Here is a 15,652-nt window from a genome sequence, read left to right as displayed (position 1 = left end):
AATTTTAAGTCATCAATACTGCTCTGTATTTATCAAATTCTTTTATGGCCATTCCGGTCCCTCTTACTACAGCGCGAAGTGGATCTTCAGCTACATGTATCGGAAGTTTGGTTTTCATTGCCAATCTCTTATCCAGTCCTCTTAGAAGAGCTCCTCCTCCTGTAAGGTGAATACCATTATCATAGATATCGGCACTCAGCTCCGGCGGAGAAATTTCAAGAGCTTTCAGCACTGCTTCTTCAATTTTTGAAACTGATTTGTCAAGTGCAAAAGCAATTTCTGAATAAGTTACTTTTATAATTTTCGGAATACCTGTCATTAGGTCTCTTCCCCTGATTTCATAATCTTCTGGAGGATTGTCCAGCTCTGTTAGTGCCGAACCAACTTCGATTTTTACTCTTTCTGCAGATCTTTCACCTATAAGTAAGTTGTGCTGTCTTCTCATATAATCAAGGATGTCTTTGTTAAAGACATCACCTGCAACTCTGATCGATTGCTCACAAACAATACCTGAAAGCGCAATTACTGCAATCTCTGTTGTTCCTCCACCGATATCAACAATCATTGAACCTACTGGTTGTTCAATGTCGATTCCAAGACCGATAGCGGCAGCAATCGGCTCGTGTATCATATAAACTTCTTTTGCGCCTGCATGTTCTGCAGAGTCACGTACAGCTCTTTTTTCAACCTCAGTGATTCCTGAAGGGATACAAATGACCATTCTGTGAGATGCACCGAAGAACCTTTTTCCTCCATCAATTAACTTGATAAGGCCTCTGATCATATGCTCTGCAGCATGGAAGTCGGCAATTACACCGTCTTTCAGAGGTCTGATAGTTTTGATGTTCTCATGAGTCTTCTCATGCATTTGCATTGCTTCCCGGCCAATGGCTCTTACCTTACCTGTAATCTTGTCAAGGGCAATGATTGATGGTTCATCAACCACAATTTTGTCCTTATAGATGATTAAGGTATTTGCTGTTCCCAGGTCAATTGCGATATCACTGGTGAAAAAATCAAATAATCCCATGCTTATTAAAAATCCTGATTTAAACTAATCCTTTTAATACTGTGAAATTTACAAATTTGTTTTTAAATCAAAAGAAATTAAACTCATTTTTAGTGCTTGAAATGCCTGAATCCAGTTAGAACCATGGCTATATCATGTACATTACAATAGTCTATTGACTCTTGATCTTTAATTGACCCTCCCGGTTGTATTACTGCTTTAATACCTGCTTTGTCAGCTATCTCAACACAGTCAGGGAAAGGGAAGAAGGCATCGGATGCCATCACTGCTCCTTCCAGGGAGAATCCAAAACTTTTGGCTTTTTCGATCGCTTGTCTAAGAGCATCTACTCTTGAGGTCTGACCTACTCCGCTTGATATCATCTGTCCGTCTACTGCCAATACGATAGCATTGGATTTGGTATGTTTACAGATTTTGTTGGCAAACAACAAAGCTCTTTTTTCTTTGTCGGATGGAAAACGATTGGTTACAGGTTTTAGTTCTTCCTCTGTTTCCTTTTTTAAATCTTTTTCCTGTTCTATAACTCCGTTAAGAAGTGTTTTAAACTGTCTTGAAGGGAGTGTAACGGGTTTTCTTCGTAATAAGATTCGATTTTTTTTCGAAGTAAGTAATTCCAATGCATCTTTTTCGAAATCCGGAGCAATTAATACTTCGAAGAACAGCTTGTTTAGCTCTTCTGCTGTTGCCATATCAATTTTGGACCCGGTGATGATTACACCTCCGAAAGCAGAAACAGGGTCTGCGGCCAAAGCCTTCAGGTATGCTTCTTTTGGAGTAGTTGCAGTAGCTATACCACAAGCATTATTGTGTTTCAGGATTGCGAAGGTTGTTGTTCCTTCAAATTCATCAATCAGTCCAACCGCGGCATCAACATCCAATAGGTTATTATAAGATAACTCCTTACCGTTCAGCTTTTCGAACATATCATCAAGCTTACCATAGAATACGCCAGCCTGATGAGGGTTTTCTCCATAACGAAGAACTTGGAAGTCTCTTACACTTTGTTTAAAATGTTTTATTTCTTCTCCGCTAAAGAAATAATTAAAGATTGCTGTATCATAATGAGAAGAGATGTCAAATGCTCTTCCTGCAAAAAGTCTTCTTTCATTCAAATCTGTCTCGCCTTTTCTTTCTACAAGAATATTTTCAAGCATGGGATACTGATCTTTAGAAGCGACAATTACAACATCTTTGAAGTTTTTAGCTGCTCCTCTGATTAAAGAAATTCCTCCTATGTCAATCTTTTCAATAATGTCTTCATCAGATGCACCCGATGCAACTGTTTCTTCAAATGGATATAAATCTACAATTACAAGATCGAGGCTTGGGATATCATATTGAGCTACTTCTTTCTGATCTTGTTCAAAATCTCTTCTGAAAAGAATTCCACCAAAAATTTTAGGGTGAAGTGTTTTTACCCTTCCTCCAAGAATTGACGGATATGTAGTTAGTTCCTCTACCGGAGTAACTTTTATCCCCAGGTCTTCAATGAACTTTTGGGTGCCTCCAGTGGAATAGATTTTAACACCTTGCTTGTCAAGAAGTTTAACTATTCTGTCAAGTCCGTCTTTATAATAAACTGATATAAGAGCAGATTTAATTTTTCTTGGATTCATTATTTACTTTTTAAAATTTCAGGAAATGGGATTATATGTTTTTGAACAAATAAGAGCATCGATTACTTTAGGAAAATGTTCATGCTCAAGTGCTTGTATTTTTTTTGCAAGAGTTTCTGCTGTGTCTTCGTCAGTAAGAAAGCATTTGGCCTGGAATACGATTGTTCCTTTATCGTATTCTTTGTTTACCATGTGTATGCTAATGCCGCTTTCTTTTTCTTTTGCCTTTACCACTGCTTCATGAACATACATGCCGTACATACCCTTTCCTCCATAGGATGGAAGTAGTGCAGGGTGAATATTTACTATTGAATTAGGATAAGCTTCAATTAGGTTCTCTGGAACGAGCCATAGAAACCCTGCCAGGATAATCCAATTTACCCCTAATTCTTTAAGCTCATTTACTATTATCTGTGATTGTGAAAACTGTGCTTTGTCAAATACACGTGTAGATACGCCAAGCGATTTTGCGCGCTCCAGAGCGTAGGCATTTTTATTATTGGAGAGCAGCAATACTACTTCGGCACTTTTGTGCTCTTGAAAATATTCAATAATTTTTTGTGCATTTGAACCGGAACCGGAACAAAATATTGCAATTTTAACGGGCAAGGGATTCTTTTGATTTTAAGGATGCAAATATATAATAAGATTAGACAAAAAGCATACTTAGTACTCCTGTAAGCATTATTACCTTACAAAAAGTGCTTAATTTCTTAAAATCTGTAACTGTATCTGCCTTTGAAAGGTAAATTAGGAATACAAAAAAAGGGAGAATGACAAAAATAAGGTTGTATCCGATAAAGTACATATTAAAAGGGTTCTCCCTCATCAGCCAAAAGTAACCTATGATTAGGGTGACAATGAAAAGTATTCCGACGATGAAAAGAAATGACTTTGTTTTGCGGATCCCCCAAATAATGGGTAATGTTTTGCATCCAAAATTTGCATCACCTTTAACATCTTCCATATCTTTGACTATTTCCCTGATAAGAGAAATGAAAAAAGCAAAGATTGCATAAACTAGCACAGATATGTAGCGCTCCTTAGCAAATACACCAACAAGCATAATTGATAATGCAGTTAAAAAGGATATAGCTATATTTCCTGAAAGGGGTTGTCTTTTTAATTGGTTAGAATATAACCATAGGAGGAAACTGCAAAAGGCAATAATAACCCCTAATCGTAATCCCATCATCAATCCCACAATAATGCCACTTCCATTAAGGATAAAATGGAAGATCATTGCTGTTCTTCTTTTAAATATTCGCCCGATTACAACTCTTCCTGGTTTATTGATGATGTCAATTTTGATATCGTAGTAGTCATTGATAATATATCCAGCCGCAGCTATGCAAACTGTTGCTAATGTGAGTAGTAAGAAGGAAAAATTGAAAGGTTTAATACCTTTAATAAGGAAAAAATAGACAAACAACTGAGAAAAAAACAAAATAAGGAGATTATTAAACCGGATGAGTTTAATAAACCCCTTGAAGTATGTTTTTAAATGCAGTTTTACAGGTCTTGGCATAAATGAGGTTTTACCATTGGTCGATAAGCCATTTGCCCTGGGCTTTCATTACTTGTTCAATAACATCTCTGACAGCACCGCGTCCTCCATTGTATGGAGAAATGTATTTGCAAACATTTTTTATATCTCCAACTGCATCGTTAGGGCAGGTAGGCATACCAACCAATTTAAGCATTTTAAGATCAGGAAGGTCATCGCCCATGTATAAAATGGAACTTTTGTCCAGATGTTTATCGTGCAGATATTCATTGTATACTGCAAGTTTGTCTTTTACTCCCATAAAAACATCTTTTATCCCCAAAAATTTCAGCCTTTTGGCAACTCCTTCTTCAAAGCCCCCTGTTATGATAATGATGTTATAACCGCTTTGAAGCGCTTTTTCAATGGCATATCCATCTTTAATATAAAAATTTCTAACATGCTCTCCTGTAGAGAAGGCCTGAATGCTTCCATCAGTAAGAACTCCATCTACATCAAAAAGAAAAGTATTGATTTTGGAAAAATCAGAATGTTGGCTATCCATGGAATTAAGATTGTGAATGAACTTTGATTATATTTTCAGTAATGTCTTTATAAATTTTCTTAAAATCTTCTTTATTGTCAAGAATTTTCAGGTGGTCTCTGATAGTTGAGATATCTTTTCTTACTGCAGGACCAGTTTGAGCTTTGATAGGATCTATTTCAAAGGCCTTTTTCAGAGTTTCGGTAAGCAAAGGCTTTAGTATTGTAAAGTCTATATCATTTTCGTCTAGTATAGATTTTGACATATATAGCAAATGATTTGCAAAATTTGCTGAAAAAACGGCCGAAAGATGTACGAGCTTTCTTTTTTCTTCGGAGGCCTGAAATGCTTTAGCCGAAATGCTTTTCCCTAAGGCTAAAATATGTTTAGCGGTTTCTTCGTCGGAGCCTTCTGTTAAAATCGGAATTTCTTCCCAGGAAACTTTTTTACGTTTGGTAAAAGTTTGCAGAGGATAGAGACTTCCAAAATGCTCAAACCCGCATAAAATTGATATTGATTTGGTGCCTGAAGTATGTATCAAAGTGCCATTTGGAGGAAGAGCAATCTGAGCAGCTACTTCTTCTATGGCATCGTCATTCACGGCAATGATGAAAATTGCAGATTTGCTATGAGAGAAATCCAGGCTAGAAACACTGGTAGCATTGTATAACATGCTACACAGACTTTTCGCCGAAGTCGGATTTCTTGAGTATACTTCACTTACAAAATGCCCGGCATTTTCAAGAGCAGGGGCCAGATGACTGGCCAGATTGCCCGAACCGATCATAGATATCCTATAGCCCATGCTCGCAGATTTAAAAATTATTCAGTGTTTTTATCCCTCATTTTGGCAAACTCCTGATATCTTCTGATCATAGCAAGTAGCATACCTGCAACGAGAACAAGAGTTCCAATCCAAAGGATATTGATAAAAGGCTTTTCAATTGCTTTCAGAATGATATAATCCTTCTGGGTGGTATTGACTGCAAATGTAAATACCTCTTTAGTAGGATCGATATTAAGAAAGCTGATTTTGATCCCAAGGTCTTCATTGACGTCCGGAATTTGTCCGGCTAGTCCTTCTTTTACCTTAATTATGTAAATCGGGTGAATACTATGGTTTTTTTCCCTGTCAAGTACATGAAAATGAGCCATTACCGCTGCATCTTCTTGAGCTAATGGCATTCCAGGAACGTAATTAACCCTTTCTACTTCATTAAGGATTGTTACATAGTCATTGATAAACACTGTATCTCCAGGCTTAATGGTATATTCTTCAGTTGGAGACCATTCTTTTTCTTCCTGAGGAGAAGGAATGGAAGATACGTGTGCATAAAGATCTTTATCGTAGAAGTGTTCAATGCCAGGTGATGCAAGTAATCCCATAGTAGGGTTAACCTGTGCTCTAGGATAAATTGTAAATGTATCACCGCCTGCTTTCGCTATTAAAACTTCATAGTAAGTGTTTTCTGGATATATTTCTATCGTATCTCCTTTGTCGAAATACTTTTTCCCTTCATGTTCAATTGTCTTCTTAGCAAGTGCCTTGTATTTGTCATCAAGCAGAATAAGGTGCTCTTTTTTGATATAGCCAGGGTAATCTTTGGCTTCAAGTCTTGGTCCGATGAATTTCAGTTTATAGTCATTCATCTCTTTCCATTCGTTTCTCCAGAGAAGGATATTGTCTCTATTGAAGTCATTTCCAGCTTCTTTAGAATAAATTAAGCCTGTGGTGTTAAGGGAAATGACTTTCGAATATCCTGATGAAAATAGTATTCCGAATAACATCAGCGCCACACCGATGTGGGCGATAGCACCGCCGGTCAGTTTATAGTTGTTTTTAACTATCTTGATGAATATGGAAATATTGCTAATTACTGAAAATAGTGCAGTTGTAAATAAAAGGATATAAGTCGGAGTGATGTCAATTTTATTCATCATCGTCAGACAAATGAGTGCACTGGAAACCAGTAAAGTAATGATAGCAGGTATGCTGATTTCTTCCCACAACTTTTTGCTATCCATTTTTTTCCACCAGAAGAACTGGCCTATCGCCGAAATCAATGCAATCAGTATCCCTGCCCAGATTTGAAATTTGGAATAATGTTCAATCTGATCTGCAGGTGGGGCGATGTTAGATTCAATTCCAATCCAGCCAAGAAGTTTGTTGTAAACAGGAATTGAAGTTGTGTAAAGGACTTGGAATGCTGCAAGACAAAAAACTACTACTCCGATAAATATCCAGAACTCACGGGAGTAAACAGATACTTCTTCACTATCCTCTCCTTTAAGGTTTTTCCAGCGAACTATTATGAAGATTACCGCTACAATTATAAGTGCAAAAAGGAAAAGCAATAATTGTCCCGAAAGCCCTAGATCAGTAAATGAATGCACTGAAGAGTTTCCAAGCACGCCACTTCTTGTAAGAAAGGTAGAATAAAGGATTAGTATAAACTGGGCAGTGATAAGAATAACAGATGCCTGAAGAGACTTATTACTGTTTTTGAAAATGAGCATGGTGTGTATGGCTGCAACCATCACTAGCCATGGCACATACACTGCATTTTCTACAGGGTCCCAGTTCCAGTAACCGCCAAAGTTCAGTGTTTCATATGCCCAATAACCACCCATTAAAATCCCGATTCCGAGTGTTGTAGCAGCGAATAGTGCCCAAGGAAAAGCAGGTCTGATCCATTCTTTGTATCTGCCTTGCCATAGTCCCGCCATACAATATGCAAAAGGAACTAGAGTTGCAGCAAAGCCAAGGAATAGAGTAGGAGGGTGAATGACCATCCAGTAGTTCTGTAATAATGGGTTTAAGCCTGTACCATCTTCAGGGATAAAATTCGGATTAATTTGATAAACAGGAATATCTCCCATGTAATCTTTTAGCAAGATAAATGGAGAGCTGCCAATTTTAAAATCAAGACCGGGGATTACAATTCCCAGAATCATTGAACAAAGGAAGAGCTGGACAAGACAAAAGATCGTCATGACAGGAGCTTCCCATGTTTTATTTACTTTAATAAGGATTAAACCTAGCAAAACATTCCAGAACGTCCAGAGCAGAAAACTTCCTTCCTGACCTTCCCAGAAACACGAAATCATGTATTCGGATGGCAGATTGTTGGAAGAGTGGCTCCAGGCATAGTGATATTCGTAGTAATGCTGGCTTATGATGGTAAATAAAGCTGCAACTATACCAAATACTGCGAGTGAATGGATGAAAAAGATGCCCCTTGCAAATCTGAGCCAGGAATCTTTTTTAAGTGCATCTATAGATACTGTGGCTTTTCCGAAGGAAATAGTAGCAAGGATGGAAAATATAAATGAAATGATGACACAAAGGTGGCCAAGGTCGCCCAGATATGCACGCATGAATTCGATAGTTTAATTAATTAGCCTTCAGTTCTTTTTCTTCATATTTTGAAGGGCATTTCATAAGGATTTTATCTGCTTTGAAGATTTTATCCTGAGTGCTGCCTATCACCACAATTTGTTCAGCTCTTTCAAAATCTTGTGGTTTAGGATTGAGATATACGACTTCCTGTTCCTGGTTATTTTGATCAATCAGTTTGAATGCGAAGTAATTCGGATCCATTTCAGGTTTGTAGTAGAAGTCTGTCAATTGGCCATTGGTGTCTTTTTTTACTTTGCCAACTACATGAACTTTGTGTTTATTTCCGTCAGCGGCCATTTCGGCTGCTTCTTTAAATGTAACATAGGCACTTGTATCCCCGGATGTTGAAACAATTACACCGATACAAATAGCGATAACAATGAGCCCTATAATATGAGTCTTTTTCATGGTTATTTTTGATGCTCGATTTCGTCTTCCAGTTTGGTTAGTTTTCTGTCTAGCACCACGAGGTATACAATGATACCTGTAAGAATTAGTACAAACGTTCCCACTACAACATAAATTTTACCTTCTTTTCTGAATGCATCAGCCATTTCCACTTTTTCAGAAGAAATGGCATTCTGGGCAAAAACAGGTGCAGCAAAATTCAAAGAGAATAACAAGACGAATAGAAAAAACAATTTTTTCATAGATTAATTCCCCCACTTGATAAGGTGTTCGATATTTTTAAAGCGTATTCTTAGAGTTGTAATCCACCAGCCTAAAAGTGAAAAACCAATAATGGCAGGGTAGAAGACCATTCTCATTTTGTTGTCCAGGTCGTAAGCATTGAAACCTGGGTTGCCTCCGTTTCCGGGATGAAGAGAACTTGTAAGTCTTGGCAGTACAAAGATTAGTGCGAGAAATGCAGGATATGCAAGAATGTTGTAAATCGCGCTGATCTTAGCTTTTTCTACAGGATCTGAAAAGGAACCTCTCAAAATAAAATAAGCCAGGTAAATAAGTATCCCTATAGCAGATGCATTTTGTTTCGGATCGCCGCTCCATGATTCGCCCCAGGTAAATTTAGCCCAAAGCATACCAGTAACAATTCCTAATATCCCGAATACGATACCCGTATTAGCAGCTTCTACAGCAGTTTTATCATGTTTCCAGTCTTCTTTGGAAAGGTATAATATGGCATTTACCACAGAAACACCAAGCATAATGATCATTGCAAACCACATTGGAACGTGGAAATACAAGTTTCTTATAGATTCATTAAGGATTGGAAGTCTTGGAACGGGAAATAAAAAACCTGCAATCAGTGTATAGAACAAGAGAATAATTGTCAGTATTTTCCACCAGTTGAGTGGACCTTTTTTTGAGTTTGTTGTCATGAGGCCGAAATCTACGAAATTACCTTTTTCAGCTTCGCCAAAGGTAAGGAAATAGTAAATATGTTACAGTTATTATAATTACATTTATAGAAAGTACAATTGCAATTTCATCAATACTTAACGAGCGATCCAACCCATCAATTGCAGCTTTGGAAATTTTGATAACAAGCAATAGTAGAGGGAGAATTACCGGAAAGCCAAGAATCGCCATAAGTGTAGCGTTATTTCCAGCTTTTGCTGCAATTGCGCTGATCATCGTAAGAGCTGAGGCAAATGATAGCGAAGCCAGCAAAATGTTGAATATAAACAACAAATTGTCTTCAACTCTATTTTCCATCACTAAGGCATAAAATGCGAATGCAATAATTCCCAGAAAAATCATCAGAATAGCATTGTAAATGATTTTGGAAACAATAAAAGCCTGAGGATCTGCTATGGTGTAATAATAAATAAATCGCTGTTGTCGTTCCTGAAAAAAGCTTTTAGATACCGCATTTATGGAAATGAAAAGCATTATGATCCAGAATATTGCATTCCAGGTAGAAGGAGAGAGTTGCGATGTTCTGACTCCGATACTCAGGTAGCATATAAAAATTGCGCCGCCAACATACAACAAGATTCCTCCGAAGGCATATTTTTGTCTCCATTCCAGAGTGAGATCTTTTTTTATAAGGGCAAGTATTTGGGCAAGCATTTCGTGTGCAAAGATGGGGAAAACCCATTGATCAAAAAAGTAAATTTTTCTAGTTTAAATACCTATTTAAAGGAAAATCCGGTCGCTAAACGTATATTTGTAATATAGAACTTTTAAAACGATGAAAAAAAATCTTTTAACTCTGAGCTTATTATTTTTTGCTGTAGTAAATTCTTTTGCTCAAAAAGCTGATCCTAAGAATGTTCTTAAAATAGGCTTTCCAGAACTATTTGCTGCCAGCTTGAATTTGGCCTATGAAAGGGCGATTAATGATAAGGTTTCATTTCAGGTTACCGGCGGCTATCGTCATATTCAAGATAGTTATGGAATTACATGGACAGATAATGATAATACAAGGTCTGAGGATCGAAAAATTTATTCTGGATATACCGTTGTACCAGAACTTAAATACTATTTAACAAACACAACCTGGGCAGCTCCTAAAGGATTTTACATCTCAGCATTTGGAAGATATGGTAAATATGATGTTGAATTTAATGACAATACAACTCCTAACAATGACTATAATGCCACATACAGCTATACAGAAGCTGGTGGAGGTGTCTTAGGAGGGTTTCAATTTATTTTTGCAAAGGTTTTTGTTATGGATTTTTATATAGGTCCTCAGATGAAATTAAGAACTTTGCAGCCAGTTACTTATGAGAATAAAAGAATTATAACAGATCCTAAAAAGGCAGCTTCCTATATTGGGGTGGAAGAAGATGGACAAAGACCGGGAGTAAGGATCGGATTTAAAATCGGAGCTGCATTTTAAATGTTAACAATCGTTATTAATAAAACAAAAAGCCCTTCGAAATTCGAGGGGCTTTTTTATGATAGCTAAACGTAAAGAAATCTATTTTTATAATGCTCTACTTTTTCTTGAATAGTTTGCTATAAGCAGTGCTTGTGCGATAGGTAAGAGTAGAATCATTATCAAATGAATAATTCCAGGCCGGCATATTTCTATTGTCCATTACGATTGTTTTAAGGCTGTCTTTTTTTCGATAACCGTGCATTGAGAAATTCAGAACATTCTTTTTTTTGTTCACGGAATAAGTTCCGAAGATGCTGTCTACCAAAATAGTGTCGCTTCCCATTCCACTTCTGAGATAAAGAGAATAGAAAGTTTTGTCCTCACTAAATGTATAAGCAGTATTGAAATCAGTCCATTTTCCGACAAGACGTGGGTCCGCATAGTTTTCGTCCTTTTTACAGGAGAAAAGCAAGGTTAGAGTCAGGACGAAAATGTATAACTTACGTTTCATTCTATAAATTTAGCTAAAATTTAATTCCCAGAGATGGAGCAAGGTAAATTGAGAAAAAAGTCTTGTTTCCCGAGTCGCTATTTACCTGCATTCCGAGAACTAGGCAACCTATTAAGTGTTCCGGAATTATAACTGTTTGATAGCCAATGCCCAGTCCGCCTCCCAGAGGTTTGGGCTTTTCAATGGGCACGTTACTATTTACGTTTTTAAGTTTTCTCCAATGATTATGCAATGTGTATGGACGGGTATTTCCATCAAAATAAATAAGATTGCCATAAGTTAAACTTCCCTGTACGAATATACCTTCGGGAGCCGAAGCTTTTGGGTAAAACCGGATAAGCCCCTCGGCAAGGTAGCCGTCTTTCAGGAAGCTTTCTTCTTTTACTTTTATATTATTTTTTCCACTTCCTGTACTCCCGAGTTTTGCAAAAAGATTAATGCCCAGGGAGAATTTACTGCTTAACGGATATTCAAACTCTAATGAGGCAGTATTCCAGAAAAATGCAGGGGAAAGTTTTATATTGAAGCCCTTAGAGGGGTTCTCTTCTGTATTAAAATGCTTTAGGAAATGATAATGAGTAGGCCTTTTTTCAAAGTCTGATGAAAAACAGGAGAGAGGAAGTAAAAGTGCAAAAAGGTATAAAAGCCTTTTCATTTATTTTTTTGAAAATATTATTCTAGTATAAAGTTATGAATAATAGTTGGATTTAATTGATATTGATTATGCAATTTACCTGTAAGTGATATTTTATTTGTAAAATCAGATTTTACTTAAAAATGTCCTGAAAATCAGTTTTACGAATGTGAAGAGATTTTAGTTATATACTAAAAGCTGCAAAAAGAAAAAGGCAGGCTCGTTTGGAGTCTGCCTTTTTTTATGTTTAGTATTGGTTAGCCAATTATTGCTTCAGCAAGTACAATGATCTTATTGTCGAGTACCTCTACTAATCCGCCATCTATTACAACATTTTTCACTTGATTATGGCTTTCGGAAATTTTAACATTTCCTTTGTCCAATGTGCTAATTACTGCTGCGTGATTATTAAGTACTTCAAATGGGCCCTCAGTTCCGGGAAGGTTCACTGCGACAACTTCGCCGCTGAATACCTTTTCGTCAGGAGTTATGATTTCTAGAAACATCATTCTAATGTTTTATAGTGGAATTTTAATGAGGATATTGAAAGAAAAAGGAACGCCATTTTAAAATAGCATTCCTGCTTCCTCATTAATTATTTTGCTTCTGCTAGAAGTTTCTCTCCTTTAGCAACTGCTTGTTCGATGCTACCAACAAGGTTGAATGCAGACTCAGGAAGGTGATCGTATTTACCATCCATAATCTCATTAAATCCTTTGATAGTATCTTTGATGTCTACAAGAACACCTTTGAGACCAGTAAATTGCTCAGCAACGTGGAATGGTTGAGATAAGAATCTTTGTACCCTTCTAGCTCTGTGAACAACTTGTTTATCTTCGTCAGAAAGCTCGTCCATACCAAGGATGGCAATAATATCCTGAAGTTCTTTGTATCTCTGAAGAATTTCTTTTACTCTTTGAGCACAGTTGTAGTGAGCATCACCAAGGATGTCTCTTGTAAGAATTCTTGAAGTAGAATCAAGTGGATCCACAGCCGGATAAATACCAAGCTCAGAGATTTTTCTTGATAATACGGTTGTTGCGTCAAGGTGAGCGAAGGTAGTTGCCGGAGCAGGGTCAGTCAAGTCATCTGCAGGAACGTAAACTGCCTGTACAGATGTGATAGAACCTCTTTTTGTTGAAGTAATTCTTTCCTGCATTGCACCCATTTCTGTTGCAAGAGTAGGTTGGTAACCTACGGCAGATGGCATACGACCAAGAAGAGCGGATACCTCAGAACCTGCCTGAGTGAAACGGAAGATGTTATCGATGAAGAAAAGGATATCTTTACCCTGTCCTTGTCCGTCACCATCACGGAAATATTCAGCTACAGTAAGACCAGAAAGAGCAACTCTAGCACGGGCTCCTGGAGGTTCGTTCATCTGACCGAACACGAATGTAGCTTTAGAATCTTTTAGTTTTTCTGTACTAACAGCTGCAAGGTCCCATCCACCGTGCTCCATGCTGTGTTTAAATTCGTCACCATAGTTAACGATACCAGCTTCAATCATCTCACGAAGAAGGTCATTCCCTTCTCTTGTTCTCTCTCCAACACCTGCAAACACTGAAAGACCAGAGTATGCTTTTGCGATGTTGTTAATAAGCTCCTGGATCAATACGGTTTTACCAACACCTGCACCACCAAACAAACCGATTTTACCTCCTTTTGCATATGGCTCGATAAGGTCAATTACTTTAATACCGGTAAATAAAACTTCAGTAGATGTAGAAAGATCTTCGAATTTAGGAGCGTGTCTGTGGATAGGAAGGGTTCTGTCTCCTTTTGGTTGAGGAATACCGTCAATTGCTTCTCCAACTACGTTGAAAAGTCTTCCTTTTATATCTTCACCAACAGGCATTTGGATAGGAGCGCCTTTGTCTATAACTTCCATTCCTCTCTGTAGACCGTCTGTACTCTCCATAGAGATGGTTCTTACCCTGTCTTCTCCCAGGTGCTGCTGACATTCAAGTACAACTACCTGGCCATTCAGTTTCTTAACTTCAAGGGCATCCAATATTCTTGGAAGTTTTGTATTAGGCCCCTCAAAGCTCACATCTACCACAGGTCCAATTACCTGTGTTATTTTACCGATATTTGCCATTATAATTTAAGCTGTTAAAGTAAAGTATGGTTAAATTTGCGAGTGCAAAACTACTGGTTTATTTAATCATTCCAAAATGAGCAATATTTTATTTATCCATAACATCAGTAGTTCTTTCGAATTTTTAATCGCCTCTTATTAATAAGGTTTCATTTTCTACTCAATAGAAGTAGTTATTGGTTGAAATGTTTGATTGAAGGGAAAGGGGTGGGAGTCAGGAGTTAAGGATTATTCTGAATGTGGTTCCTTTTCCTAATTCCGAAAAAAGTACAAATATTTTGCCGTTATGGTAATTTTCTACAATTCTTTTCACAAGAGTAAGGCCAAGTCCCCATCCTCTTTTTTTAGTAGTATAACCGGGTTTAAAAATTTCCTGAACTTTTGATCTTGGGATACCTTTTCCTGTATCTGAAATATCAATAGCAATTTTTCCGTCATTCATTCTTAAAATTCTGATGTCGATTCTGCCAATTCCATTCATTGCATCGGTAGCATTTTTACAAATGTTTTCTATAACCCATTCAAAAAGAGGTTTATTGATTTTTGCGGTGGCAGAAACTTCTACATCGGGGATGATGGAGAATATGACCTTGCTGGAAATCCTGGATTTTAGATAATCAATATTTAATTTAACTGCCTGATATACATTTTCGTCAGTCAATGTAGGGACCGATCCGATATTGGAAAACCTTGCCGTAATCATTTCAAGGCGAACTATGTCTTTATCTAACTCAAGAAGCGCCTCTTCTCCCTCATATTTGGGATTACTTTTCAATAATTCCAACCATGCCATTAAGCTGGATAATGGAGTGCCAAGCTGATGAGCAGTTTCCTTTGCTAGCCCTACCCAAACCCTATTTTGTTCTGCATTTCTTGAATAACTGAAGGCCAGATATGCAATGATGGCAAATATTGCAATGACTGTAAGCTGAATAAATGGGTAATAAACAAGCTGAGTTAGAAGGTATGAATTTTTATAGAATATGTAATTTTTAAGCCCAGGACCGAATTCTACAACGATTGGCTCATGTTCTTTTTCCATTTCAGAAATTTCTTTCTTCATGAAAGTTATCCTTTCGGCTTCGGTAAGACCACTGGGAATAAACAGGTTTTTCTCGCTAATCGGTAATTTATGCTCATCGGTCAGGATAACGGGGACTGAATTGTTGGCTTCTATAATTTCTTGAAACAGAAAGGTTAAGCCTCCGCTATTTTCAGGGTTGATAGCCGTTTTAAGTCCTTTGGCGTATAAGTCGATTAACTTTTTCTCCCTGTCCGCCAGTTTGTTAACAAGACTTTGAGTGTAATATATTGATACTGCCCCAATAACCACAGCGATAACTAATATGATCAGTTTGAATTTCGATCTGTTCTGGTAAATGTCAAGCGTTCTTAGCTGAGTAAATTCCATTTTTCAAAAATACTTTTTTCTAAAAGAAACCGGAACATTTTTGCTCCGTCTTATATTACTACAATTAAAATATCCTTTTTCTTACATTAGCTTTCGTATTTAGAAATTTAAAGGTTATTTTTGCAATC

At 37.2% G+C, this 15,652-nt stretch carries 17 protein-coding genes; 1 reads left to right on the top strand and 16 read right to left on the bottom strand.

Annotated elements, in window-relative coordinates; translation table 11 throughout:
• Nucleotides 1–4: 4 nt before the first annotated feature.
• The 11 genes from J7604_RS18930 to J7604_RS18880 all read right to left on the bottom strand — a co-directional run bounded on the left by J7604_RS18930 (nt 5) and on the right by J7604_RS18880 (nt 10,110).
• A complete protein-coding gene (locus tag J7604_RS18930) occupies nt 5–1,030 on the bottom strand; it encodes a rod shape-determining protein (protein ID WP_028979898.1) in 1,026 nt (341 codons plus the stop codon).
• Nucleotides 1,031–1,119: 89 nt separating this feature from the next.
• A complete protein-coding gene (gene purH, locus J7604_RS18925) occupies nt 1,120–2,646 on the bottom strand; it encodes a bifunctional phosphoribosylaminoimidazolecarboxamide formyltransferase/IMP cyclohydrolase (protein ID WP_293899122.1) in 1,527 nt (508 codons plus the stop codon).
• 18 nt (nt 2,647–2,664) lie between these two features.
• Entirely contained in the window at nt 2,665–3,255 is a 591-nt protein-coding gene (purN, locus tag J7604_RS18920; protein WP_293899119.1) for a phosphoribosylglycinamide formyltransferase, read from the bottom strand.
• 40 nt (nt 3,256–3,295) lie between these two features.
• Nucleotides 3,296–4,174 (bottom strand): geranylgeranylglycerol-phosphate geranylgeranyltransferase, encoded by an 879-nt coding sequence (locus tag J7604_RS18915; RefSeq protein WP_293899116.1) that lies wholly within the window; start codon nt 4,172–4,174, stop codon nt 3,296–3,298.
• Between the two features lie 10 nt (nt 4,175–4,184).
• On the bottom strand, nt 4,185–4,697 hold the full coding sequence (locus J7604_RS18910) for an HAD family hydrolase (protein ID WP_293899114.1): 513 nt from the start codon (nt 4,695–4,697) through the stop codon (nt 4,185–4,187).
• A gap of 4 nt (nt 4,698–4,701) precedes the next feature.
• Entirely contained in the window at nt 4,702–5,481 is a 780-nt protein-coding gene (locus tag J7604_RS18905) for a Rossmann-like and DUF2520 domain-containing protein (protein WP_293899111.1), read from the bottom strand.
• Between the two features lie 17 nt (nt 5,482–5,498).
• Nucleotides 5,499–8,054 (bottom strand): cytochrome c biogenesis protein CcsA, encoded by a 2,556-nt coding sequence (gene ccsA, locus J7604_RS18900; RefSeq protein ID WP_293899108.1) that lies wholly within the window; start codon nt 8,052–8,054, stop codon nt 5,499–5,501.
• 16 nt (nt 8,055–8,070) lie between these two features.
• The gene (locus J7604_RS18895; protein WP_293899105.1) at nt 8,071–8,484 is read right to left on the bottom strand and encodes a cytochrome c maturation protein CcmE; all 414 of its coding nucleotides are present in this window, start codon (nt 8,482–8,484) and stop codon (nt 8,071–8,073) included.
• Between the two features lie 2 nt (nt 8,485–8,486).
• Nucleotides 8,487–8,726: a CcmD family protein gene (locus J7604_RS18890; RefSeq protein WP_293899102.1), complete on the bottom strand. Its 240-nt coding sequence runs from the start codon at nt 8,724–8,726 to the stop codon at nt 8,487–8,489.
• Between the two features lie 3 nt (nt 8,727–8,729).
• Nucleotides 8,730–9,416 (bottom strand): cytochrome c biogenesis protein CcsA, encoded by a 687-nt coding sequence (gene ccsA / locus J7604_RS18885; RefSeq protein WP_293899099.1) that lies wholly within the window; start codon nt 9,414–9,416, stop codon nt 8,730–8,732.
• A gap of 28 nt (nt 9,417–9,444) precedes the next feature.
• Nucleotides 9,445–10,110: a heme exporter protein CcmB gene (locus J7604_RS18880; RefSeq protein WP_293899096.1), complete on the bottom strand. Its 666-nt coding sequence runs from the start codon at nt 10,108–10,110 to the stop codon at nt 9,445–9,447.
• 121 nt (nt 10,111–10,231) lie between these two features.
• On the opposite strand from J7604_RS18880, the gene J7604_RS18875 reads away from it, so the two are divergent.
• A complete protein-coding gene (locus tag J7604_RS18875; protein ID WP_293899093.1) occupies nt 10,232–10,885 on the top strand; it encodes a DUF3575 domain-containing protein in 654 nt (217 codons plus the stop codon).
• Between the two features lie 97 nt (nt 10,886–10,982).
• Here the strand turns inward: J7604_RS18875 and J7604_RS18870 are convergent, their stop codons facing one another.
• The 5 genes from J7604_RS18870 to J7604_RS18850 all read right to left on the bottom strand — a co-directional run bounded on the left by J7604_RS18870 (nt 10,983) and on the right by J7604_RS18850 (nt 15,524).
• Entirely contained in the window at nt 10,983–11,378 is a 396-nt protein-coding gene (locus J7604_RS18870) for a hypothetical protein (protein ID WP_293899090.1), read from the bottom strand.
• Between the two features lie 13 nt (nt 11,379–11,391).
• Nucleotides 11,392–12,033, bottom strand: a complete 642-nt coding sequence (locus J7604_RS18865) for a hypothetical protein (protein WP_293899087.1) — start codon at nt 12,031–12,033, stop codon at nt 11,392–11,394.
• A 236-nt stretch (nt 12,034–12,269) separates the two neighbouring features.
• Nucleotides 12,270–12,518, bottom strand: coding sequence for an ATP synthase F1 subunit epsilon (atpC, locus tag J7604_RS18860; protein WP_293899272.1), 249 nt, complete (start codon nt 12,516–12,518; stop codon nt 12,270–12,272).
• 89 nt (nt 12,519–12,607) lie between these two features.
• Complete coding sequence (gene atpD, locus J7604_RS18855) at nt 12,608–14,113, bottom strand: F0F1 ATP synthase subunit beta (RefSeq protein WP_028979883.1); 1,506 nt, start codon at nt 14,111–14,113, stop codon at nt 12,608–12,610.
• A 214-nt stretch (nt 14,114–14,327) separates the two neighbouring features.
• Nucleotides 14,328–15,524 (bottom strand): HAMP domain-containing sensor histidine kinase, encoded by a 1,197-nt coding sequence (locus J7604_RS18850; protein WP_293899080.1) that lies wholly within the window; start codon nt 15,522–15,524, stop codon nt 14,328–14,330.
• Nucleotides 15,525–15,652: the final 128 nt, after the last annotated feature.

This window comes from Sporocytophaga sp., assembly GCF_017745095.1.
In the GTDB taxonomy this organism is placed as follows: Bacteria; Bacteroidota; Bacteroidia; order Cytophagales; family Cytophagaceae; genus Sporocytophaga.
Note: the sequence above shows the minus strand (reverse complement) of the source record. Positions and strands in the feature narration are given on the sequence as shown.